Here is a 24,962-nt window from a genome sequence, read left to right as displayed (position 1 = left end):
TACGGGCGGCAGCACCTTGATCTATAATAGGGGACGTGGCATTCAATGGAAAACTTCAATCATGAATGAATAGGAGAACAGGATGATTAAACAAAAAATGGCTGTCATCGGCTTAGGGCACATGGGCCGGCATATGATACACCGCTTACTGCCCCAATATGCAGAAAAGATCGAATTAGTCGCCATTTGCGACAGTGATGAATCCAGTCTGCACCGGGAAGTCGCAGAAGCAGAGATTCGTCCAAGGCTGTACACCGACTATCGCCAGCTGTTGGACGAGGTGCCGCTTGACCTGGTGTATATCGCGGTTCCACCGTCCCTGCATTATGACGTGGCCCGGATCGCATTTGAGAAAGGCATCCATGTCTTCTGCGAGAAGCCGCTTGCGGGCAGCTTGACGGAAGCCCGGAGTCTCGTGGGGCTGGCCGAGGAAGCCAATGTGCTCCATGCGGTTCATTTCTCGCTTCCGCTTGACCCGGCCGTTCTGAAGCTGCAGGGATTGCTTGAGGAGCAGGCGATCGGCCGGATTCAAAGCATGGATCTGTACCTGGAGTTTCCGCAGTGGCCGAGGGCCTGGCAGCAGAATCCATGGATTACGTCAAGGCAACAGGGCGGATACCTGCTGGAGGTCGGCATTCACTGGATCCAGATGATCCAGCAGGTGTTCGGGCCGATTACGCATGTGAAGAGCGAGATCGAGTTCCCGTCGGATTCGAATCAGTCCGAAAGCCGTGTCCAGGCCGTTCTCAGATTACATAATGATATCGAGATTCGCCTGTCGGGAACCGACGAACGGGAAGGGGAGGAGCGTGTTTCCCTGGTGGTCCACGGTGAGGAAGGCACCTTGGCATTGGAGAACTGGTGCAACCTGTACCGAAGCGGCAAGGATTTGGATATACAGCCCGTACCTGTGGACGACGTCGTCAGCCCGCTGCCAATCCTGAAGCAAATCATTCAGATGTTAAATGGAGAGTCCGGTCTCATTTATGATTTCTACGACGGGTATAACGCGCAGGTTATTTTGGAAGCCCTGTGGAGGCCAGGTGAGAGTTTTACGGATGTAAGGCCACAATTGATGGGGGGCAAAGCGGTAGGAATTATGTTAACGCCTTGATGGGTGATGTTCGGCTAAAACAAGGGAGCTATCTCAGACGGCGTCCCTTTGTTGAAGCTTAGGTTTCGCAACCTTAGAGTAGGTCTATGACAGGATGAAGATGAAGATTTCCGCATCCGGCTTTACGACAGGCAAGCATGGATCCATGTGCATGAAAATGCGACCCAAGTGGTGGATATTGGATCGATCGGCGGGCATATTAGCGAGTAATTTGGAAAGCTGCTGCACAGGCCCCGTATGCAGCTTATGAATAGCAGCGACAAACGCATCTTGATTGAGTGGTGCGTTTTTTGTGGCGTGCAGTGAGATCCGAAGACTTGGAAGGACAGGGCCAGCATATTTTGGAAGGGTATATTATCCTGGTGGGAAACGCTATGGCCGATTTTGCTTGCGAACCTGTGGAGTCACTGGTTGAAGCCCCGGTTGGAAACGGGTATGCTGTACAATGCAAATAAAGGAGTATACTGGTACGAGCTTTGGCTGGATGAGACTTAAGAACACACACTATCTTCACATCTTAGTTGATAATATATTTACAGGGGATAAATACCTTTCGGGGTTCTAACGAAAAATATTCGGAATTATGGATGTATCGAATGATGAAAGGGGAGCCCATGATCAAAAGCTTACCGCATGAAGTGATTGTTGCGATACAACCTCATGAGCCTTATGACGTTATCTACTGGATGTTATGTGATCGAAGGTTGGATGGCGAAGGCTTCGCAAGCACGTATTTAATTCTGAGTAAGGAAAAGCTTTTAGTTGTGTCATTCCAAGGAGATACGGCGAATGTAGAGTCCATTGATATCGACAACATTGAAACCGTATTCACCGTCAATTTAATCGCCTCCGGTATCGTTGTTCTACAAGAGGATGAGGAGCGGGTCATCGGAGCATTTACGAATGGACAGATGGGGAGAGCTGCCAAGTTTGTCTCGATCTTTACGAAGATTAAGAAGAAAGAAGACATTAGCGATGAAGAGGTTGTAGATCGCCAGGAGAACATCACTTGTCCTAAATGTGGAATGAGATATCCCGAAGAAGGCAGGCCAATTTGCCCGAAATGTATGAAAAAGCATGCCATATTCTCTAGGCTGCTTAAATTTGCTGGACAGTATAAACTTCTGATGTTTTTCATTGTCCTGTTTATGCTGCTCAATTCCGCTACAGGTCTTGTCATACCTTATCTGCAAGGTACGGTATTGTTCGACCAAGCAATTGGGAATACCGGAGACTTCGCTGGACGAATTGGTCTCGTGATCCTACTCATTTTTGTTTTTCGAACGATTTCCTTATTGTTCGGGATCCTATTTAGCACGATAAATGCCAGATTGGCGGCGAATGTAGTATTTGATTTGAAGGCAAGTGTGTTCGCTGCGATGCAGCGGTTATCGCTTAGTTTTTTTCAGAAAAAACAAACCGGTCAGCTCATGACAAGGGTTAGCAATGATGCGCAAGAATTGCAGTATTTTTTCGTAGATGGCATTTCTTACTTTATCGTCAATGCCATGAATATCATCGGTATTACAACCATTATGTTGATTATGGACTGGAAACTCACATTGATCTGCTTCATCCCGATTCCATTTGTCTTGCTGCTGATACGATGGGTGTTCCCTAAGCTATGGCGGTTGTCTTGGCGGAGACACAGACGTGTGAGCATGCTCAACGCCATGATCAGTGATACGATACAGGGTACGCGAGTTGTGAAAGCATTCGGGAAAGAACGTCAAGAGCTTGAGCGTTTCCAGAGAGCGAATTCATCCTACTCAGACTCGGAACAGTCCTTTAACCTGATGAGCAGTACAATCTTCCCGATATTAACGATCCTTACTCAATTTGGGGGCATCTTAATCTGGGCTTTTGGTGGTTGGAGGGTGATGCAGGGTAGTCTCTCGTTCGGTGAAATCATGACTTTTATAAGTTATATTTACATGCTGTATGGTCCACTACAGTTTATGAATAACATTGTCAATTGGTGGTCTAGTTGTATGAGTGCGGCGCAGCGTATTTTTGAAATACAGGATGCCGTCTCCGATGTTGTAGAAAAGGAGGATGCGATTCCTATAGAGCGCTTGAATGGCGATATTCGCCTTTCCCATGTCACCTTCGGTTATGAGCCGAACAAGCTGATACTGAAAGATGTGTCAATGCATGCAAAACCAGGCCAGATGATTGGTGTCGTGGGACGCTCGGGTGCCGGTAAATCCACACTCGTGAATCTGATTTCTCGCCTATATGATGTTACAGATGGTGAAATCGTGATAGACGGAGTTAACGTAAAAGATCTCCAAATCGATACGATGCGCAAAAACATCGGGATTGTGTCGCAAGAGCTATATGTGTTTATGGGAACAATCGCCGAGAATATTGCTTACGCTGATCCTGAATGCTCGCTGGATGACATCATTAACGCTGCTCGAATTGCGAATGCGCATGATTTCATTGAAAAGCTGCCCGATGGTTATGACACGATCGTTGGTACTGGAGGTCATATTCTGTCTGGTGGAGAGAAGCAAAGAATATCCATCGCACGGGCGGTTCTGCATAATCCCCAAATTTTAATCCTGGATGAAGCAACGGCATCACTGGATACGGAGACGGAACTTCAAATTCAAGAAGCGCTTGAAACGCTAATTCAAGGTAGAACGACGATAGCGATTGCACATCGGTTGTCAACATTAAGAAATGCGGATTACTTACTGGTTATGGATGGAGGCAAGGTTGTTGAAGAAGGGACACATGAACAATTAATGATGATAAGAGGCGTATACCATGGCTTAGTACAAAAGCATGATGAAGCGCTGAGCATGAGAAGGGTGGGTTAATCTTTTAATGCAAATCACGGAACCTAATCAATCCGATTTGTCTGTCGCAGCGAGCATGAATTATTTAACGGCTGATAACACAGTGTTTACGAAAACGGAAGGCCAAATGCTTATGGTTCAAGTGAATGATGAGAAATATCCGGCGGTATATTTGCATTGCTCCTTCCCACACACCAATAGAAGAGAATATATATCGGTTCGCACAAGTGAGAATAAAGAAATTGGCATCATCAAGTCTTTGGATGAAGATTTTCCGAAGGATACCGTTAGCCTGCTTGAGGCGCAAATAAAAATGAGATATTTTGCTCCTGAGATCACAAAACTGATCAGAATTAAAGAAGAATTCGGGTACTCCTACTGGGAGACGGAAACCGTGTCCGGGAGTGTTAGGTTTACGGTTCGTAGCGGCGGAGGGAATGTGAAGCTCGTAACAGATCGCAAGCTGTTAATTATCGATGTGGATGGGAACCGATTCGTCATCGAGGATATCAAGCATTTAAGCGAGAAGGAATATCGACTGGTAGAAATGTATATATAGGGGAGGCTGCGATGAACCTTCAATTTAAGCTATCAGAGCAAGATCTTCTAGCTGTTCAGCAAGCCTTAGGAGAAAATATTACGTATTGCGTCCCCGCAGATTTATCGTTTGACAGCCGTAGGACGAATGGTTACTTTGTGATTGGGGAGACCAAGTGGGTCCACGTAGACAATGGGACAGTTACCGAAACCTGTGCAATTCATGAGGCACATGATTATAAGGTTGTTCCTTTAATCGGAAATGTGATCATGGAGGCGACGCATATGCAGACCCCGAGGATCATCATCCGGTGCACGATGCAGCATGCGGCAAGGCTCTCTTACATTGCTCAAATTCTGAATTACATGGCTTCGAACAGTAAGATCCGGATCTACAACAATGAGAGCGAGAATGTATGTTCACAATGCGGCGGCTACCTTGTTAAAGGTACTAGGTTATGTCCGAAGTGTATGAATAAAGTAGCTGCCTTTAAGAAACTCTGGGATGTTTCGAAGTCACATTGGAAAATATTGGTCACGGCACTCGCCGTTCTATTAATCATGTCGGCTGTTACGCTAACAGGCCCTTATTTTCAAAAAATACTTGTGAACTCGGCTTTGCAGCCGCCAGACGGTGTAAACCCAAGTACGCGGATATTTCTAATGGCTCTCGCTGGAATTGCATTTGGTTTAGTAGCAGGAGAGTTGTTAGGGGTATTAAGGGGTAGGATTATGGCCCGTGTAAGTTCAAGAATTGCAGCGGATCTGCGTAATCTTGTCTTTGAGAAGATTCAAAGCTTGTCGCTTGGATTCTTAACCTCGCAGCGTGCTGGCGATATCATGAACCGAATTAATTCTGATACAGATCGCATCCGGAATTTGATTCAAGAAGTATTTTCGATGGCTATTTATCAAATCATCATGCTGGCCGCTGTGAGTTTCCTGCTATTTCACACAGACTGGCAGCTTGCCCTTATTATTATTTTGCCGGCGCCGATCGTTGTTTATATTCAATATTTTGTTTGGAAAGTCGTGCTTAAAAAGCTCTTTCGCAAACAGTGGCGGGTTCATGATAAAGCCAATTCATTCCTGCATGATGTGCTGAGCGGGATTCGAGTGGTTAAAGCATTTGGTAAAGAGGAGCGGGAGATTAAGCGGTTCAGAGCATATCACCGGGAGTATGCCTTAGCTACAATCCGGAGTGAAAAAGTATACAGTTATTTATCGCCCATTTCCCATTACTTGATCCAGATTGGACAATATTTTGTATTGCTAGTTGGCTGTAATATGATTCTGGGCGGGAGGCTGTCCCTTGGTGAATTAGTTCAGTTTACTGGCTACGCAGCCATGATCTATGGTCCGCTTGGATGGTTAATGAATATGCCTAGATGGATCGCTAACGCCCTCATTTCTGTAGAGCGTGTATTCTCGGTCATTGATGAACAGCCGGAGATCACCGACAAGGCGAAGTCCACGAAGCACAAGATTGATGGGACGATAAGTTTTAAGAATGTTACCTTCGGATACCGGTCCTATGAACCCGTGCTCAAGTCCATCGATGTCGATATCAAGCAGGGGGAAATGATAGGTCTCGTTGGTCACTCGGGATCAGGAAAGTCTACGTTTATCAATCTCATCTCCCGCTTCTATGATGTCAATGAAGGAACGATAAGCATCGACGGTGTGGATATTAGAGATATCAAGCAGGAAGATTTACGTTCTCAAATCGGGGTTGTGCTGCAGGAGACATTTTTGTTCAGTGGAACGATAATGAATAATATCAAGTATTCAAAACCAGAGGCAACGATGGAAGAAGTGATACAGGCTGCAAAAATTGCCAATGCACATCATTTTATTAGCCAGTTCCCAGACGGTTATGATACCAAACTGGAGGAGAACGGGAATAATATTTCAGGTGGTGAAAGACAGCGGCTTGCCATTGCTAGAGCCGTGTTGAACAATCCTAGAATTCTAATATTGGATGAAGCAACGGCTTCGCTAGACATCGAGACAGAGTCGGAAATCCAAGAAGCGCTGCAGCGTGTCACCAAGAACCGGACAACAATTGCCATAGCACATCGATTGGCCACATTGAAAAATGCGGATCGGCTTCTTGTACTGAATAAAGGAGTTATTGCAGAAATCGGGACCCATGAAGAATTGATCGAGAAGCAAGGAATATATTACAAGCTGGTAACTGCGCAGCGAAACATGTCTAAGACCCAAACCGAACGGGTATTGGAGCCAACCTTACATACTTGATGCATTCGGATTCTGAAAGCCCGGCGGATATGTCGTTGTCGACCGGCCCTGATCCCAAAATGATACAACCTATCCCGAGCTTTGTCGGAATAGGTTTTTTTTATCCAAATGAGGCATTCCAATTAAATCGGCGAGGCGAGAATCAACGATTTACATGGTACATAAAAAAGGAATTGAGACCTGCATGGCAAATAGTTAATTCTAGGAAGCGTTCTCACGAGAAATATGCTCAACAAATTTCCAAATGCACGTGCCATAGCAACATACGGATAAGGAGGAAATGGAATGTATCATTTGCAGCAAAGGGGGCAGCTTTACGAATTACGGACGTAAACTTGAAGTAAGAACAAAAAATTGGCAACAGCACCGCTCGCTCTTAATCCGATTTTCAGAGATCATTTGAAAATTGAAAAGCCGATTTGGCATAAAGATACTGCTAGCAGCGAAGAGGCTATTGGGAGGAAGAAATATAGCATGAACATTCTAATCGTTGAAGATGATGAATCAATTTGCAATATATTACAATCATATCTGGTGAATGAAGGTTGGACGGTATATACCTCGGAAGAAGGTAATGATGCCCTGCAAAAAATTCATAACTTTAAAATTGATTTATTAATTCTGGATTTGATGATTCATGGCATACCAGGGGAAGAAGTTTGTAGGAAAGTGAGAGGGTCTTCCAGCATGCCGATCATAATGATCACATCCAAGGCTCGTGAAATCGATACGATTAATGGTCTTAATCTAGGTGCGGATGACTACATTACGAAGCCTTTCCGCATGAAAGAGGTCATCGCTCGAATTCGAGCTCTGGAGCGAAGAATGAAGATGCTCTCTATAAATAGCCGAACTGTGATGCGATTTAACAAAGGAAGACTTCAAATAAACTTTGAATCGAAGGAAGTATACGTAAACGGTAAACTCGTGAATTTAACGGTTACAGAGTTTAAGCTGTTAAGTGTTTTGCTCAAAAAACCAAATAAGTTATATAGTCGACAAGATTTATCTTATGAAGTTCAAGGTTATCGAGATATTGGTGATGGGAGAACGACAGATACGCATATAAAAAATATCCGCAAAAAAATTGAAGAAGATCATAAAAATCCAGTTTATATTGTAACTAAAATTGGTGCGGGGTATAAATTTACGTTCCATCCGGATGAAGAGTACTAATGGAATTGTGGAATAGATTACGCCAGACCCATTGCATTCTGTTTATCTCCCTTATTTTGACATCTTTGATCTTTTTGTTAGCGACCTCTTTCTTATCCCGTCTTTCATTTGATCGTTCCATAGAGGTTTATAAGATGAAGTTTGTAGAGGATCAAACACAGAAAATTGCCTTTACTTTGCGCACTCATCTAGAACCGGGCAAGCTATCGATCGAGAAGATGGACTGGCTTAAACAAGCAGTTAATGTATATTCGATGAGTATACGTTACTATGCTCCGAACCATGAAGAAGTGCTGTATGATTCAGGGCTGGAAAGTCAGCAATATGGTCGGCCCTTCACGGCGAGCAGTCCGATTTATGTCGATGGCCAGTTAATCGGAATTTTGGATGCTACGGTTGATTTGGATAATGATTTCAACCTTCCTTCCGCATCGTTTTTTTCGTTTGCTTTATTTGGAGGAAGCGGTGGTATTACCATCATCTTATTATGCCTTATGGTAGTTATTTGTTATCTTCTTGCCAGGCGATTGTCGAAGCCGCTTCGTTTAAGCAGCCTTCAGGCGAAACGTATTGCTGGGGGGCATAGGGATACTTTAATTTCCGAAACGGGAACGTTGGAGCTGAATCAGCTAATTACTTCTATGAATAAGCTTGTTGTAGATTTGAATAACCAAGAACACTGGCGGGAGCAATCGATGCAAGATTTAACACATGAACTTCGTACTCCGCTAACCTCTATGCTATCCAGAATGGAGGCGCTTATTGATGGTATTTATCCAGCGAATGAAGAGAATTTAAATCGTATTTACGCCGAAATTGATCGGCTATGCCGCCTTGTGGATGATGTGGAAAAATTGTCTGAAGCAGAGGGAGCTAAATTCCAGCTTGATATTGAATTAATCGATATACGAAATCTGGTGAGGGATGTTTACGAGAATTTAATCTTCTTAGCTAAAGCCAAAGATATTAATTTTACTCTGCATACCATCTATACCCCTTGTCACGTGGAAGTGGATCCTGACCGTTTCGTTCAAATTATGACGAATATTATTTCCAATGCGATCAAGTATACGGCAATTGGAGGGAACATCGATGTGGGAATCACGATTGATCACAAAGAAATGGTTACTATTTATTGTAGAGATAACGGCATAGGGATATCCGAGTATGATTTGCCGCTTATTTTCAACCGGTTTTATCGGGCAGATAAAGCACGTACTAGAAATACAGGTGGAATCGGGGTTGGATTAAGTATTGCTAAAGCACTGATTGAAGCTCATGGGGGAACTGTTCAAGCAGAAAGTAAGATAGGTGAGGGTTCGATGTTTCGAATTGATATTCCGTTAGTCCGAACGCCCAAAAACGAGTTGCTGGCGAACTCATATTCGCCATATAAGTTGTGACGGAGGTTTTACTTCATCATGAAAAAAACATTCCGCTTGCTATTCAAAAACCCATTAATTATTATGTATCCGATTATTTTGGATGCGTTATCATTCATTATTGGGCTTATCATTGTTGGTTTTATTGGTGTACCTTCACTATCCATACGTCTTATTCTGGAGATGGGGATTCCATCGGTCAGTTATGTTAGTAATATTCCGCAGCTCATCAATCAAATGCAGTTTATGGGTGATACGATATCTGTGAGAGCGTGGATTCCTGTTATCTTCATGCTGTTACTGATGGCTTTTGCTCAGGGCGGGTATATCGCTTCTTTGCGTAATGTTGTGGAAGGCAGTCCAATATCAATCGGTCAATTTATGAAAGACGGCAAAAAATACGCGGTCCGCTTTATCTTCTTGTTTATGATCATAACCGCAGCAAAGACAGCCATTACAACGTTATTGGCAGCGTTTCTAGGTGTTATCGGACTGTTCTTATCCCTCGTTATATTTGTAGTTCTCCGAGTCATCTTTATTTATGTAGAATATTGTATCGTTGTTAATCAATTGAATGTTGATGCAGCATTCCGTCAGAGCAGACGTTATTTTCAAGCGTCAAGTTTTAACACGTCAGGAATTATTATTGTCATGATGATTAGTTCAGGCGTTATTAGCTTGCTACTTCACTATTTATGGAGCCCCGCAGCAGTAATTATAGCGATACCTATTTGTGCTGTTGTCATGGGTGTTATTCAAATTGCTTTCATGCAGCAGTTGTTGTTAAACAAAGTATCTACATGAAAAATTGTAATGAAAGCAGCTTGCCTTTTTGAACACGCACTAATACATAATAACCCCCCTTAAATAGCAGTAAGGACATTCGTCCTTACTGCTATTTATCGTTATGGATCATCACATGAAATACGCAACATCTTCACACCACCTTCACAACAGAATTGTTAAGATTAGAAAAAAAGTTGAGGGGGGTCTTTGTGATAACGAATTCGATGATTAAACCTACTCTTCGGCAATTAGAGTATCAGGGTTGGGAGTTCGGTATGTTTTTGCATTTTGGTCTGCGTACATTCTATGAGGGGTATGTTGATTTTGATAAGCGCTCGATGTCACCTTCGGAATTCAATCCCGTTCGGTTAGATTGCGAGCAGTGGATTCGAACAGCTAAAGAATCTGGGATGAACTACGCGGTATTGACAGCCAAACATCATGACGGTTTCTCTAACTGGCCATCGAAATATAGTTCATTCACTGTGGCGGAGTCCCCATGGAAAGAGGGAACCGGGGATGTGGTGAGGGAGTTCGTCGCCGCATGCCGTAAGTATGATGTAAAACCTGGATTATATTATTCTCCATTTGACGGCTCGGCAGATTTTTATAATCAGGATGCCCGTGCATATGATGATTACTTTGTTAATCAAATTACGGAACTGCTTGGAGATTATGGAGACATTGATATTCTGTGGTTTGACGGTTGCGGCTCTGAAGGTCATGAATATGATTGGGCAAGGATTATGGGTGAGATTCGCCGACTGCAGCCGAATATTTTAATTTTTAATATGGGCGATCCTAATTTCCGGTGGGTAGGTAATGAAGACGGAATTGCGCCGATTCCTTGCTGGAATGTTACAGATGCAACGGAATTCTCGATTTTAACCCAGCAGAAAGATGCATTGGGTGAACATATATGGCTACCAGCTGAATGCGATGTACAGATGCGGGCGAATTGGTTCTACAGTGATAGTGATGAGCACACCGTCAAGAGTCTAGATCAACTTATGGGCTTGTATTATTATTCGGTAGGTCGAGGTGCTAACTTGCTATTAAATATCGGACCGGATCGAGAAGGTTTGTTACCTGCGAAAGATACAGCACAGTTACAGGCAATGGGGAGTGAGATTCGTAGAAGATTCGATAATCCTATTGCTTCAATAGAACAGTGTTCGCAGAATAAGTCAGGATGGTCTTATGAGGCAACGAAACCTCATTTAATCGATCATATCCTGATTCAAGAGGATTTGGCGCACGGAGAACATGTGCGGGGGTTTCGGATTAACGTCACGACTGAAAAAACACATCGGTCAATCACGGTGTACGAAGGAAGAAACATTGGACATAAAGCAATTATTCGCATCCCTCCGATTAAAGTTCGAGGCCTTCAGTTAGAAATAACAGATTATGAAGATGTGCCTTCAATCCGCCAAATTGCTATCTACCATGTGGGGGAGACCTATGATTCCGAATAAACAATGAGGGGGAATTGATTGTGATTAAGAACCGAAAAATATGGAATGTGCTTATGATTCTGTGCCTGATGCTTACCATTTTTGTAACCGCTTGCAATAGTTCGGATAATACAGCTAATGAACCGGAAAGCCAGTCTGAAGCGACGGATACCAATAATACGGATACAAACACGGAGGAAGGTAAGGAAGAGGAACCGAAAGAGCCTGTCAAACCATTTAGCGATGAACCCGTAACGCTTAAGATAGCGACGCCTTGGGGAATCGACTATTTCACATCGAGAATGATTGATCCGATTCAAGAGCAATTCCCCCATGTGACCGTCGAGCATGTTGACTGGAACGGGACGGCTGAGAATATGCAGGAATTAAGTGCGCAAGGTATTGTTCCTGATATTGTATTAGGCTACACCGGTCAAGCACCGTTTGAAGAACTTGAGATGGTATTCGGTCTGGATGACATGATTGCCGAGTATGGCGTTGATTTAAGTGGAGTCAATCCACAGCTGCTTCAGGAATTACGTTCAAGGGACAAAGAAGGACGTCTGATTGGTCTTCCCGATGCTGGCGATGTCCTCGCATTGTACTATAACAAGGAAATCTTTGATCTGTTAGGTGTCAGCTATCCATCTGACAATATGACGTGGGATGAACTTATTGATCTGGCGAAGCAGCTGACCGTCAAGAAGGACGGTGTTCAATATAGTGGCCTTGATCTAGGGGCCATGCCAACAGCGTTATTTAATCAATTATCGATGAACTATACAGACCCAGAGACGGGTGAAGTGTTGTTTGATAAAGATCCTAAATTTGCAAAGATGATGGAAGTTCTCAAGAAATATTTCAGTATACCCAACATCTATAATCCAGAAGAACAAAGTAAATTTGAAGGTAAAACAGCTGCAATGGTCATTAACTGGCATGGCTTTTTAACTTGGTTTGGCGGAGAAGCCGAAGAGAGGGTTGAATATGAGAAAAGTATGGATATGGTTCCCGTTCCGTCGTTTGCAGATATGCCGGGAATAGCTCCTAAACCAGGCGCTCATCCATGGATCATCAATGATTTCAGTGAACATAAAGAAGCAGCATTGCAAGTGTTAACCTACGTGATCTCCCCTGAATACCAGATACAATACCGGATGAAGATGGGTACTCCTTCCGTATCCTTAAGCCAAGAGGATGGGAAATTGTTCGGTGCAGACGATCCAACGTATATAGACAAAAATGTCACTGCGATGTTCCAAAATCCATTTGCTGAACCACCTGCACGTAAAAGCCCATGGGATCGGCATGTTGCTATCGATGAAGCAATTACTAAGTTTGCAACTACCGATTTGAACGTAGCGGAATTCACGCGTGTACTGAAGGAAGAGTCAGAAATTAAGATCAAGGAAGAGCAATCCAAGAAATAAAAATGAAATGCATTAGGGGGAGCGTTATATGAAGCTGAAACTCACATTAGTCCTGTCTGTGTTTATTTTGTCAATTTCATTGTTGTTGTCAGGGTGCACTACAGATGATGGTGGCAAACAGGAAGACACAACGGAAACGGTAGCCACGGATACGCCATCCACAGATGCGAAAACAGAGGATGAGCAGGCCGTATCGACAGATGAGGTTACCATCAAGATTTTGTATCCATGGGGACAAGAGGCGTTCGATAAACTTTTTAAGGATATTGATGAGAAGCTTCCTAATATTAACGTGGAATTAGTTGACTCCCAAGCACAATTGGAGCCCTTGCAAGAGCTGAACGCGAAACAAATTGTGCCGGATATCATATTTGCCAACTGGGGAATCGACGCGTTGCAGGAGCTGGATATGATCGAACCGCTCGATGATTTGATCGAATCCCACCAATTCGATCTTAGTGGTATAGACCCTTCCATTATAGCTTACTGGCGTTTAGTCGATTCTGAGGGCAGATTGCTAGGCATGCCTACAGCTAGCGACAATTATACGATGTTTTACAACAAAGAGGTTTTCGATCTATTTGGAGTGCCTTATCCAACAGGGGATCTGACATGGGATGACATGGTTGATCTTGCGAAGAAACTGACTGGTGAAAGGGACGGAATCCAATATCATGGACTTGAGATGGGCCCTGGATTCGCAGGTACGGAAGCCTTGGTTCCATTAAAGCAATTAAATGTGAACCTGACGGATCCCGAAACAGGAGAGGTTTTAATTACGAAAGAACCGGCAATTATTAAATACCTTGAATTGATGAAGAAGTTCTACAGCATCCCTGGTATTTATAGTGATGATCCGGAAGTCAGAAAGGATTATTCCTTTCAAAATAAAAATGTCGCTATGATCGTATCTTGGCCGGGATACATTAAATGGGGCATTGGAGATCCGGAAATCACGAAACATATTCAATCCGTACCAGTGCCGGTATGGCCGGAATTACCGAATATTGCACCAGCTTCATTCTCGCATCCATTCATTATTAATAAATACAGTGAGCATAAAGATGAGGCATTTCAATTCCTTGCCGAATATGTGTCTCCCGAGCATCAGGCCCAATTAGCGAGAATTGGGGATCGTCCAGTACTAACCGATCCGAAAGTTTACGAAGAGTTTGGCGCAGAACTTGAAGTTTATGAAGGTATGGATATCAACGCATTTTTCTCACGCCAACCAGTCATTCCAAAAACGATCAGCAAATGGGATCAATATGTGGATCTTTCAGGGAGCCTAATGAAATTCTCTGAGTCAGATATGAATATTCCAGAGTTTCTAAGAGTATTGCAGGAAGAATCTGAGGCGAAAATCAAAGATGCCATGGCTAAGGGACAATAGATATTTCATGACCAAAAGATTCAAACCAAGGTATTGACTGGGGAAAATGGGATCGTGCAAAGGAGGAATTCTTGTGTCGAGAATTATATTTAATCATGTTCACAAACGTTACGGGAAATATAAAGAATACGCAGTGAAAGACTTTAACCTCGAAGTTGAGGATGAGGAATTTCTTGTCTTTGTAGGTTCTTCAGGATGTGGTAAATCGACAACATTACGTATGCTCGCGGGATTAGAAGATATCTCAGAAGGCGAAATTTACATTGGCGATACCATTGTGAATGATATGCCGCCTAAAGACCGTGATATATCGATGGTATTCCAAAATTATGCGTTATACCCGAACATGTCTGTCTACGATAATATTGCCTTTGGTCTGCAAATGAGAAAGCTTCCGAAACATGAAATTGAGTCATCGGTTAAACGGGCTGCCCGTGTGCTAGAAATTGAAAATTATCTGGACCGTAAACCAAGAGAATTATCTGGCGGTCAGCGCCAGCGTGTTGCACTTGGTCGGGCGATTGTTCGTACACCACAGGCATTTCTGATGGATGAACCGCTCTCCAACTTGGATGCTAAACTGCGTGTGCAGATGCGTTCGGAAATTATTCGGCTTCACAAAAAAATCGGTGTCACGACGATTTATGTTACCCATGATCAGATTGAAGCGATGACGATGGGCGATCGTATTGTGGTCATGGAGAAGGGGATTGTTCAACAGGTAGATACGCCAGAGGTTATTTATAATGAACCAGCTAATCTGTTCGTAGCTAACTTTATCGGAAACCCGCCGATGAATTTTGTGACCGGCAAAATTGAAGAGCGTGAAGGGTTCCTTGAATTCCATACGAAGCGCTTCGGGCTTAAGCTCACAGAGAAGCAAGCCCATGCGATAAGACAGATGAATCTCGTAGATCGAGGAATCATTATTGGAATGCGGCCAGAAAACATTAGCTTTGAGGAAATTATGTTGGAAGCGTATCCACAGTCGATTATTAACGGAACGATGGAATTAAGTGAATTTGTTGGATCTGACCGTTACTACCATATGAATATAGGGTTGGAGAAATATCTAGTTGCCCGTGCTCACCCACGCTATCACTTTGACGATGGAATGAGAACGGCTGTCGCCGTGGATATGAACAAAGCATTATTTTTCCATAAAGATACAGGGCTTCTATTAACAAAGTGATGGAGGGATACGAATGGTAAAGAGAAGTATTAAATTTCTTAACCGATTATTGCTCGTTATCTTATCCGTAGCCCTTATAGGTAATCCGGTGTTGCCAGGTAACGCACAAGGTGATCCCAAGATTGCAGAATCAAGCAGTCCGGATACACGTACTCAAGATTTTTCGAGCCATGAGCCTTATTTTTATACCATATCGAAAGAATGGGAGCAGAAGAAGGTTAAGGTGGGAGCGAAGGAGGCTCTGATTGATGCTAAATCGTATCATGCGAAGTCGGATGATGCTGTCGTCTCCGTGGGCTCTTATGAAGGCGAGCATGATGTTCTTCTGTGGTCTCAGCCTAAAGGCTGGGTAGAGTACAAAGTAAATGTAGATCAAGAAGGCTTATATGAACTGGCTACGGATTATCACCCGTTTCTTTCAAAGGATGGGCTCGGGCGCCAGTCGGTGATCATGAGTGTCCAGATCAATGGAGAATATCCGTTTCGAGAGGCACATTCCGTTTCGTTGGAACGGCGATTCTCTGAGGTGAGACCTGAGAAATATGATGATGAGGGTAATCAAATACGCTCATTAATTGACGAAGAAGTGGGTTGGAAAACGACTTCTTTTCGTGATTCTGAGGGGTCTTATAGCAAACCGTTGCAATGGCATTTGAACAAAGGGGAAAACACGATTCGTATAGAGACGATTCGCCAGTCGGTCGCGCTGAAATCATTCCGTTTACAAGTCCCTAAAGACATTGCCAATTATGAAGACGTGAGAAAAACGTATCCAACTCATGCAGCAAGCGGCAGTAAGGAAGCCATTGTCATCGAGGGTGAACAGTTCAGTCTTAAAAACTCCTCTTCGATTCAAACGCAATACGATCGGAGTCCGTTATCTGAGCCTAAGTCACTCGATCTCGTTCGATTTAATACGCTGGGTGGTACGGGCTGGAACAAAGGCGGTCAAGCGGTGACTTGGGACTTTGAAGTTCCGGAAGATGGCGTATACCATCTGACATTCCGTGTGAAACAAAATTTGCGTAAAAATGCTACGGTATTCCGAAATATTTATATTGACGGTGAAATTCCTTTTAACGAAATGAAAAACGTTCCGTTCCCATATGACAGTGACTGGAAAAAGGTATCGCTTGCTAATACGGATGGGGAATTATTTGATTTCTATTTCACAAAAGGAAAGCATTCGCTCAAGATGGAAGCGACTGTCGAGCCTTATATCCCCGTCATAGCCGACATCGATCAGATGTCGAAGGAACTTCGCGACGTTTCCAGAGAACTTCGTATTGCCACAGGGAATAGCACAGATGCGTATCGCGTATGGAACATCGAGAAAGATATCCCGGGTATGACCAAGAGACTTGAAGTATTAAGGGATAGCTTCAACAAACTTACAGATGAAATGCTCGCAATCAACAAGGTAAGGGACAATGTGTCACAATCCTTTAAATCCAGTGTGCGAGATTTAGAAGATTTATTGAAAGATCCGAATGAAATTCCTTATAGTCAGTTAACCATCGGAACGATGCAAGAGAAAATTGAGGCCCAGCGTGTGGATTTGATGAATACTCCGCTGCAAATTGATCGAATTTATGTAGCTGCCCCCGATACAAAACTGCCTAGAATAGAGGCAAACTTCTTCGAGAAATTATGGAACTCGATCGTTACGTTGTTCTATTCCTTCTCAAGCAAGAACCAGCTTGATCGGAATGCAGAAGATGAATTGAATATTTGGATGTTCAAAGGGCGTGATTACGTCGATGAGCTGCAGCAGCTTGCCAATGAACGATTTACACCAGAGCATGGCATTAAAGTGAATATCAATTTGGTCCAGTCGGCAGATTTGGTAGTTCTTGGCAAAGCAGCCGGGATATTACCTGATATAGCGATTGGGGTACCGAGTGCATCGATCTTTGATTATGCATTGCGCAATGCCATTTATGACTTTACAAAATTCCCGGATTCGGAGGAATTGTTAGATCAATTCCATCCAGGTATTATGCAGCCTTACCGTTATGACAGTGGTGTTTATGGTATACCGGAGACCAATAACTTTAACATCATGTTTTATCGCAAGGATATTATGAATCAGCTTGGCCTATCTGTTCCGGATACTTGGGATGATGTATACAAGATTCTGCCGACGTTATTGCAGAACGAAAGCAACTTCTACATCCCGCCGGATAACTTCTCGTATCTGTTCTTCCAAAATAACGTGGAGTTGTATTCAAAAGACGGACTGACGAGTGCATTGAACGAACCTAAGGCTTTTGAAGCGTTCAAAGAATGGACGGAAATGTTCAATGTGTACGGAATGGAACGACAAGTGAACAGTTTCTATCAACAGTTTAGAGATGGAACCATGCCGATCGGTATTTCAGATTTCAATACATACATGCAGCTACTGGTCGCAGCACCGGAAATTATGAATGAATGGGCAATCGCTCCCATTCCTGGAACAAAGCAGGCAGACGGTACGATTGCAAGATGGGCTGCCGGGGGAGCACCGACAGCGAACATTCTTTTCAATGATACGCCGAAAGAGAAACGCGATCTCGCTTGGGATTTTGTGAAATGGTATATGTCCGAAGATATTCAAACCGAGTTTGGACTTAATCTGGAGCAATATCGCGGTGAAACCTTCCGCTGGAATTCAGCTAATGTTGATGCGTTTGCGAATATGCCTTGGAAACAGGATGATCTCAGCGTTATTTTGGATCAATGGCAGTGGATGCAAGAATGGCCCAATGTACCGGGAGGATATATGACGGCTCGAGAACTTGGTTTTGCTTGGAACAATGCAGCCATTGATCAAGTAAATCCAAGGATTGCATTAGAGAAGGCGGTTAAAGAAATAAACCGAGAGATGAAGCGTAAACAGCAAGAGTTCAATTATATCGATGAAAACGGGCAAGTGTTGAAGAAGCTCGATCTGATCCGAATTACGGAACCTTGGAAAGGAGCAATTCTGAATGACAGATAATGCAGCAGCTCTTTCTGAAAAGGTGAACGGAGCTAAGGCCAAGCTCGGTAAGACGAAGCCCAGCATTTCGGAACGGATCCATTATTTGTTGAAAGACATGTGGAAGTACCGCTTATCTTACTTGTTTATTTTGCCGTTTATGGCGATGTTCATCATATTTATCCTGATTCCTGTTGTTTCAGGCATTCTGTTAAGCTTCACTTATTTTAATGCCTTTGATTTTCCATCATGGCGGGGCTGGCTTAACTACCAGAATTTATTCTCGCAGGACATTATTTTCTTGCAGTATGTATTGCCTAACTCGTTTAAGTTTGCCGTATTCGTAGGGCCCGTCGGTTACATCTTAGCCTTTCTGTTAGCCTGGTTAATTGCTCAGCTGCCAACAACGATGCGCACTTGGTATGCACTTGCCATGTATGCTCCTTCGTTATCTGCAGGTGTTGCGATGGCAGTTGTTTGGACGGTTATGTTTACCGGGGACCGATCGGGTTATATTAACAGCTTTTTGCTCAAATGGGGAATCATTGATCAGCCGGTTTTATTCTTACTCGATAAAGACTTCCTGCTCAATATTATGATCATTGTCTCGATTTGGTCTTCTATGGGTATTGGTTTCTTGGCCATCTTGGCCGGTATTCTCAATGTGGATAGACAATTGTACGAGGCAGGACGAATTGATGGTATATCGAGCCGTCTTCAAGAAGTGTGGTACATCACCATTCCAATGATGAAGCCGCAGATGATGTTCGCAGCTATTATGGCAATTGTTCATACGATTAAATCCGGAGGTATTGGGGTTCAATTGTCGGGTACGAACCCGACCCCGAATTATGCGGGTCAATTATTAATTGATCATATTAATGACTATGGATTTATTCGTTTCGAACTCGGTTACGCGAGTGCGATTTCTATCGTCGTTCTTCTGATGTGTTATGTGTTAAGTAAATTTTTCGGTTATTTATTCGCACCGAAGGAGGATGAATAATGCAAGAGGCACGGATGACTGCCATGCAGCGGAAATTAAAAATAAAATGGAGCGACTTTGTATTAGCTCTGAGATTGATCGATCGAGCACAAATATGGATTGCCATCTGTATCTTGCCGCTTGCCATTTTCATGCTCCTTCCGCTCATTTATTTGTTCAACCATGCATTTAAACCATTGCATGAGCTGTTCATGTTCCCGCCCACATTTATTGTTAGGGAGCCGACAACGGGGAGTTTCTCCGAACTGTTTGCCATGACGGCAAGCACCATTGTGCCGGTATCCAGGTATGTATTTAACAGTATTGTAGTTACCTTTTTGTCTAGCGTTGCCATGGTTATCACAGGAGCGATGTGTGCCTATCCTTTATCGAAGCATCCGTTCCCAGGTTCGAAAATTGTACTTGGTTTAATTATGCTGTCGTTGCTATTCGCAACAGAAGCCATCGCGATTCCACGCTTTATCGTCATTCAAAGCCTAGGGATTATGAACACTTATTTAGGTCACGTACTGCCACTTGTTGCCATGCCGGTGGGCGTATTCCTATTGAAGCAGTTTATGGACCAAGTGCCGAACGAGTTGCTGGAAGCAGCGAAGATCGATGGCGCGAAAGAATTCACAATTTTCCTGCGCATCGTTATGCCAATCGTTACACCTGCCATCGCAACGATTTCAATCCTTGCTTTCCAATCGGCATGGGGGAATGTAGAGACTTCAACTTTATTCATGCAGGAAGATTCCATGAAGACACTGCCGTTTTACATGAGCACATTAACATCTGGGCTAAGCAACTCGGTAGCTAGACAGGGAGCTGCGGCAGCAGGAGCATTAATCATGTTTTTACCGTCATTGCTCATCTTTTTGATCTTCCAGAGAAGAGTAATCACGACCATGGCGCATTCGGGGATCAAATAAGCAGTGGTATGGGGGAGGTGTACAATGCGCAACAATCCAAGCAAACCGAAATATGTGCTTTGGCTAGTCTGCTTGATTGCACTGACTGGATTCCCGATGATCGCAAGCGCTGATGTTCCTTATCGTACCTTCACGGAAGACAGTTATGAACGTACGATAATGACTCAATCTGCATATTCTCCAGTCGGCGTATTAGCTCAGGAGATTCCAGTCGTCAATGAGAAGGGTGAAGTAGAGTATACATCGCTGCAGCGTCCTCAAGATCTATTCATTGCAGACAATGATGATATTTATATTGCGGATACCGATAATAATCGGATTGTTCATCTGAATGAAAGTGGTGAGCTCATTCGATTAATCACGTTACCAGAAAGTCCGCTCAATCAACCACAGGGTGTGTTTGTTGCCGATAATGGCGATGTTTACATTGCGGATACAGGTAATAAGCGAGTTGTTCACCTGGATAAGCATGCGAAATTATTGACTGAAATTGGTCGTCCTACATCACCACTAATTAATGAATCCTTCGTATATGAACCGACGAATATGGTTATCGATAAACGCGGTTTTATATATGTTGTATCGAAAGGAAGTTATCACGGGATCATCCAATTTACTCCCGAGGGGAAATTCGACCAGTTCTTCGGAACAAATAAAACGGAAGTAACGCTGATGGATATCATTCGGAGACAGTTTTATTCGAAAGAGCAATTGAGTCGGCAGGTTCGACTTCTGCCTGTAACGATCCGGAATATAGATATCGATGATCAAGGCTTCATCTATACGGTTTCCGGTTCCAAAACAGAGCAAGTCAAGAAATTAAACATTCGCGGTGAAAATATATGGAAAGAGATGTCGTTCAATGAACGGTTGTTTTCCTTAGCTACCGTAGAATCTGATGAATTGATTGAGAAGCAGCTTACCGATGTTTCCTTAGATCAGAATGGTAATGTAACGATTATTGATAAATCACGGAACATTGTCTCCCAGTATGATGCAAACGGTACGATGTTATTTTATTGGTCAGGCCGTTCTGCCTTAGGTAATTCGCTGGTTGGTTTAACAGCGGCACCTGTTGCAGTAGAAACCAACTCCAACAAACACCTTTATATTTTGGATGAAGCGCTGGGCCTCATTCAAGAGTATGAACCGACCGAGTTTGGAGCAACGGTTCACGAAGCTTACAAGTTGATGGAGGAAGGCAAGTATGCAGAAGGGGAGCAGTATTGGAACAAAGTACTGAAGTTGAATGCTCACTTCTCTCCAGCTTATAAAGGAATCGCTCAGGCCGCATTTTCTCGCGGTGAGTACGAGCGCGCTAGAGACTTGTTCAAGCTTGCAGGAGATGGTGAGGGATACTCAGACTCATTCTGGCAGATTCGCCTGCAATGGTTCCAGAAAAACTTCTCGACCTTGGCGAACTCTGTTATTATAGCCAGCCTCTTATTATGGGTTTTTATCAGGCTAAAGAAAAAATTCAATTTCCGAATGATGCCGAAATCGAATAAGTTAAACAGTCAAACCTGGTTCCAGCAATTAAAGCATGTATTCTATATCTTGAAACATCCGATAGATGGATTTGGTGATTTGAGATATTTGAATAAGGGTGGCTACATCAGTGCTTTCGTTATTCTCATATTAACGGTAGTCATGCTTCTGGTGAAATCGTTCTATACGAGTTTTACATATAATCCAGTGCCGGTCTATGCAAAGGGTTCAACTTACATGCTCACAGTCTTCTTGGCCGTATGGTTATCATGGGTGGTATGTAACTATCTGGTAGGTTCGATCAAGCAAGGTGAAGCAAGGTTTAAAGATGTGTTCGTGGGAAGCTGTTATTCCTTATTCCCGGTTGTGTTACTCGGGATCCCGCTTGCCCTTATTTCGAACATCTTTACACAAAGTGAAGCATCCATTTACAGCTCGATTGAGGTAGGTATGCTTTTGTGGAGTGGGTTATTATTCTTCTGGAACATTCAAGCGTTGCAAAACTACGGTGTTGGCGAAACGGTATTGAATATAACACTTACGGTCATCACAATGACCATTATGTGGGTACTTGTGTTCATCTTAATCGGACTTACATCCGAATTTGGTAACTTTGTTTACACGATCTATCAGGAGGTGTCGATGTGATGCGCTTATTACGGTCCAAAAAACGATTCATGGTAGCTGCGATTTGCGTATTATTCGCGTCGACGCTCGGCGGTTTCATCTTTGCTACATCCGCTTCAACCGATAAGAAGCAGACCGAGGTTCAAACTACGGTACAGACTGAAACAAAGACTAAAACGGAGACACGGAGAGCACCTCAGACGAGTACGACAAAGGCAGTAACCCCTGCAAAATCAAATGGGAAATTGCCGGATGAAACCCAGTTCCAAACGATATCGGAGAATGAGAAATTATTGCTCAAAGCTGATAAATCCTCCGGTCATTTTACTGTAACAAGTAAAACCACAGGAGAAGTATGGCGCTCCTTTCCTAATCCGAAGGATTGGCAGGATAAGCTCAATACAGATGCATGGAAGCTTCATCTTGCTTCACCCTTTATGTTCCGTTATGTAGAGTTTAATCTGCGTAAAGACTTGCTGAAAGAGACTAACTTCTATGCACAAAAAGGGGGAATAAGCCAGTTCGAAGTAACAGATCAGGGATTTAAAGTTATGTATGACATGCCGGATCTTGGCTTCATCATTCCTGTAGAAGTCAAGCTTGGCGAAGATTTCGTTGAAACCAAAGTATTAGCTGAAGGTCTGGTAGATGAGAAAGTCATGCCGAAGGAAGAACCAGCGGCAGCAACGGTTGATAAGGATGGCAAAGAAGTCAAGAAACCGAAGCCCCAAAAAGATCCTATGGCTCGCCTAGCGTCCATTCGCTTATTCCCTTTCTTGGGTGCACAAACTTCGGATGACGAAGATGGATTTCTATACATTCCAGACGGGCCGGGCGCTTTAATTGATTTCAGAGAACGTCGAGCGGGTACACAAAACCTCTATACGGAACGTGTTTATGGTGACGATTGGGCATACAGTAACCGCAATACCATGTCTGATCGTAATCCGATTACTATGCCGGTATTTGGCATTAAATCGAATAAACAAGGACTTCTTGGAGTCATCACGGAAGGTGAAGAGTACGCGAACGTGGTTGCGGCGCCTTCGGGATCGTTCAGTCAATTCAACTGGGTTGCACCGGAGTATCAATACCGGTTCAAGTTCTTCCAACCGACAGATACGAAGAAGTTGAACGGTTACTTGACGTATAGCAAGGAGATAACGAAGTCAGATCGTGCGACCCGTTATTATATGATCGAGGAGAAAAACGAAGAAATTAGCTATGTTACATTAGCTGAACGCTATCGGGAATTGTTGATGAAGGAGTCGGCGATGAAACCGCTAGAAGGTGAGCAAGCGAAGCTGCGGCTGCAGCTGCATTTACTTGGCGGCGATACCGAAGACGGATTTTTGTGGGATTCATATCTACCGTTAACTACGACGAAAGAGGCGGAAGGCATCGTGCAAGAGTTGTCTGCACTTGGTGTCGATCATATGGACATCACTTATCTTGGCTGGCAAAACGATGGATACAGTAAGTTTGGCGGTGACTTCCCCGTTCCAGATCAACTGGGCGGTAATCAGGGAATGAAGAAATTCACCGATTTTGCTCATTCGAAGGGCTATGCGGTTTATCTTGATGCCTCTTCCTATACGTATAACAGAGGCGGTGAAGACGGATTTCGAAAAAATCGAGACGGTCTTCGTGACCTAGCTTCTTCCGTCATAGAATCGATGAATTGGGATAGCAGACGGAAGACATTTGTCAGTCCTCAATTTATGAAAGGGGTTATAGAAGGAGATCTCCAAGAAGCGAAATCATTAGGAATCAATGGCTATTTATACGGTCAAGGAATCGGATCGTTGTTGAATACGGACTTTAATGAGAACTATAGAGCGACAAGAGAACATTCAAAGGAAATTCAGAGCCAATTGTTTCAGATGACAAAAGAAACATTCGGCAGCGTAAGAGGGGCAGGAGGTAACGCGTACACCTTCCCATATATTAGCCATATGGACAACATGGCCTCTAACTTCTCTTATGACATGTTTATCGATCGTGTTGTACCATTCGCCCAAATAGCTCTTCATGGTCTGACTACATACTCATTCGAGTATGCGAACTTGAGTGATGACTATGCGGACAATTTCTTGAAGGGAATCGAATACGGTGCAGTACCGTCGTTTGTCGTAACGAACGCTTCATCACAGGAATTGCTTAAATCACTTTCTCTCCATGAATTCTACAGTACAAACTACAAGGACTGGCTTGCAGAGATCGTGTCACAGTATCAAAAATACGAAGAGGCACTTGGTGATGTACAGAACGAGTTCATTACAGGCCATCGTGAAATCGTAAGCGGCGTGTTTGAAACAACATACAGTAACGGAAAACAAGTCATCGTGAATTATAACGATAAAGAGGTTAGCGTCGGGGATGCTGTTGTGAAAGCCAAAGACTACATTGTAAGCAAAGGAGGTGCGTAG

At 43.5% G+C, this 24,962-nt stretch carries 16 protein-coding genes; all 16 read left to right on the top strand.

Annotation, left to right across the window (positions count from 1 at the left end; genetic code table 11):
* The first annotated feature begins 82 nt into the window (after positions 1–82).
* The 16 genes from AB4124_RS16650 to AB4124_RS16575 all read left to right on the top strand — a co-directional run bounded on the left by AB4124_RS16650 (position 83) and on the right by AB4124_RS16575 (position 24,962).
* Positions 83–1,114 carry a Gfo/Idh/MocA family protein gene (locus tag AB4124_RS16650; RefSeq protein ID WP_441973538.1) on the top strand — a complete coding sequence of 344 codons (1,032 nt, stop codon included), beginning with the start codon at positions 83–85 and terminating at the stop codon, positions 1,112–1,114.
* Positions 1,115–1,728: 614 nt separating this feature from the next.
* Positions 1,729–3,942, top strand: coding sequence for an ABC transporter transmembrane domain-containing protein (locus AB4124_RS16645; RefSeq protein WP_441973537.1), 2,214 nt, complete (start codon positions 1,729–1,731; stop codon positions 3,940–3,942).
* A 7-nt stretch (positions 3,943–3,949) separates the two neighbouring features.
* Positions 3,950–4,480: a DUF1854 domain-containing protein gene (locus tag AB4124_RS16640; protein ID WP_441973536.1), complete on the top strand. Its 531-nt coding sequence runs from the start codon at positions 3,950–3,952 to the stop codon at positions 4,478–4,480.
* A gap of 11 nt (positions 4,481–4,491) precedes the next feature.
* On the top strand, positions 4,492–6,720 hold the full coding sequence (locus AB4124_RS16635; RefSeq protein WP_441973535.1) for an ABC transporter ATP-binding protein: 2,229 nt from the start codon (positions 4,492–4,494) through the stop codon (positions 6,718–6,720).
* Between the two features lie 354 nt (positions 6,721–7,074).
* Positions 7,075–7,896 (top strand): response regulator transcription factor, encoded by an 822-nt coding sequence (locus tag AB4124_RS16630; protein ID WP_251035621.1) that lies wholly within the window; start codon positions 7,075–7,077, stop codon positions 7,894–7,896.
* A 134-nt stretch (positions 7,897–8,030) separates the two neighbouring features.
* Complete coding sequence (locus AB4124_RS16625) at positions 8,031–9,299, top strand: sensor histidine kinase (protein WP_441973534.1); 1,269 nt, start codon at positions 8,031–8,033, stop codon at positions 9,297–9,299.
* An 18-nt stretch (positions 9,300–9,317) separates the two neighbouring features.
* Positions 9,318–10,082 (top strand): hypothetical protein, encoded by a 765-nt coding sequence (locus AB4124_RS16620; protein ID WP_441973533.1) that lies wholly within the window; start codon positions 9,318–9,320, stop codon positions 10,080–10,082.
* Between the two features lie 191 nt (positions 10,083–10,273).
* Positions 10,274–11,542, top strand: coding sequence for an alpha-L-fucosidase (locus AB4124_RS16615; protein WP_430202012.1), 1,269 nt, complete (start codon positions 10,274–10,276; stop codon positions 11,540–11,542).
* Positions 11,543–11,562: 20 nt separating this feature from the next.
* On the top strand, positions 11,563–12,951 hold the full coding sequence (locus AB4124_RS16610; protein ID WP_441973573.1) for an ABC transporter substrate-binding protein: 1,389 nt from the start codon (positions 11,563–11,565) through the stop codon (positions 12,949–12,951).
* A gap of 28 nt (positions 12,952–12,979) precedes the next feature.
* The gene (locus AB4124_RS16605) at positions 12,980–14,344 is read left to right on the top strand and encodes an ABC transporter substrate-binding protein (RefSeq protein WP_441973532.1); all 1,365 of its coding nucleotides are present in this window, start codon (positions 12,980–12,982) and stop codon (positions 14,342–14,344) included.
* A 73-nt stretch (positions 14,345–14,417) separates the two neighbouring features.
* Positions 14,418–15,536 carry an ABC transporter ATP-binding protein gene (locus AB4124_RS16600; RefSeq protein WP_076325478.1) on the top strand — a complete coding sequence of 373 codons (1,119 nt, stop codon included), beginning with the start codon at positions 14,418–14,420 and terminating at the stop codon, positions 15,534–15,536.
* 13 nt (positions 15,537–15,549) lie between these two features.
* Positions 15,550–18,519 (top strand): extracellular solute-binding protein, encoded by a 2,970-nt coding sequence (locus tag AB4124_RS16595; RefSeq protein WP_441973531.1) that lies wholly within the window; start codon positions 15,550–15,552, stop codon positions 18,517–18,519.
* On the top strand, positions 18,509–19,504 hold the full coding sequence (locus AB4124_RS16590) for a carbohydrate ABC transporter permease (RefSeq protein WP_441973530.1): 996 nt from the start codon (positions 18,509–18,511) through the stop codon (positions 19,502–19,504). The genes AB4124_RS16595 and AB4124_RS16590 overlap by 11 nt, the downstream gene beginning before the upstream one ends.
* Positions 19,504–20,418 carry a carbohydrate ABC transporter permease gene (locus AB4124_RS16585; RefSeq protein ID WP_213645700.1) on the top strand — a complete coding sequence of 305 codons (915 nt, stop codon included), beginning with the start codon at positions 19,504–19,506 and terminating at the stop codon, positions 20,416–20,418. Before AB4124_RS16590 ends, AB4124_RS16585 begins: the two co-directional genes overlap by 1 nt.
* Positions 20,419–20,442: 24 nt before the next feature.
* Positions 20,443–22,554, top strand: a complete 2,112-nt coding sequence (locus tag AB4124_RS16580) for a YIP1 family protein (protein ID WP_441973529.1) — start codon at positions 20,443–20,445, stop codon at positions 22,552–22,554.
* Positions 22,554–24,962, top strand: coding sequence for a DUF5696 domain-containing protein (locus AB4124_RS16575; RefSeq protein WP_441973572.1), 2,409 nt, complete (start codon positions 22,554–22,556; stop codon positions 24,960–24,962). Before AB4124_RS16580 ends, AB4124_RS16575 begins: the two co-directional genes overlap by 1 nt.

Source organism: Paenibacillus sp. 2KB_20 (genome assembly GCF_052115765.1).
GTDB lineage: Bacteria > Bacillota > Bacilli > Paenibacillales > Paenibacillaceae > Paenibacillus_AQ.
Note: the sequence above shows the minus strand (reverse complement) of the source record. Positions and strands in the feature narration are given on the sequence as shown.

Excerpts from the sequence above, each read along its gene's own strand:
- AB4124_RS16650 (WP_441973538.1), top strand. The coding sequence starts at position 83 with ATGATTAAACAAAAAATGGCTGTCATCGGCTTAGGGCACATGGGCCGG.
- AB4124_RS16645 (WP_441973537.1), top strand. The coding sequence starts at position 1,729 with ATGATCAAAAGCTTACCGCATGAAGTGATTGTTGCGATACAACCTCAT.
- AB4124_RS16640 (WP_441973536.1), top strand. The coding sequence starts at position 3,950 with ATGCAAATCACGGAACCTAATCAATCCGATTTGTCTGTCGCAGCGAGC.
- AB4124_RS16635 (WP_441973535.1), top strand. The coding sequence starts at position 4,492 with ATGAACCTTCAATTTAAGCTATCAGAGCAAGATCTTCTAGCTGTTCAG.
- AB4124_RS16625 (WP_441973534.1), top strand. The coding sequence starts at position 8,031 with ATGAAGTTTGTAGAGGATCAAACACAGAAAATTGCCTTTACTTTGCGC.
- AB4124_RS16620 (WP_441973533.1), top strand. The coding sequence starts at position 9,318 with ATGAAAAAAACATTCCGCTTGCTATTCAAAAACCCATTAATTATTATG.
- AB4124_RS16605 (WP_441973532.1), top strand. The coding sequence starts at position 12,980 with ATGAAGCTGAAACTCACATTAGTCCTGTCTGTGTTTATTTTGTCAATT.
- AB4124_RS16595 (WP_441973531.1), top strand. The coding sequence starts at position 15,550 with ATGGTAAAGAGAAGTATTAAATTTCTTAACCGATTATTGCTCGTTATC.
- AB4124_RS16590 (WP_441973530.1), top strand. The coding sequence starts at position 18,509 with ATGACAGATAATGCAGCAGCTCTTTCTGAAAAGGTGAACGGAGCTAAG.
- AB4124_RS16585 (WP_213645700.1), top strand. The coding sequence starts at position 19,504 with ATGCAAGAGGCACGGATGACTGCCATGCAGCGGAAATTAAAAATAAAA.
- AB4124_RS16580 (WP_441973529.1), top strand. The coding sequence starts at position 20,443 with ATGCGCAACAATCCAAGCAAACCGAAATATGTGCTTTGGCTAGTCTGC.
- AB4124_RS16575 (WP_441973572.1), top strand. The coding sequence starts at position 22,554 with ATGCGCTTATTACGGTCCAAAAAACGATTCATGGTAGCTGCGATTTGC.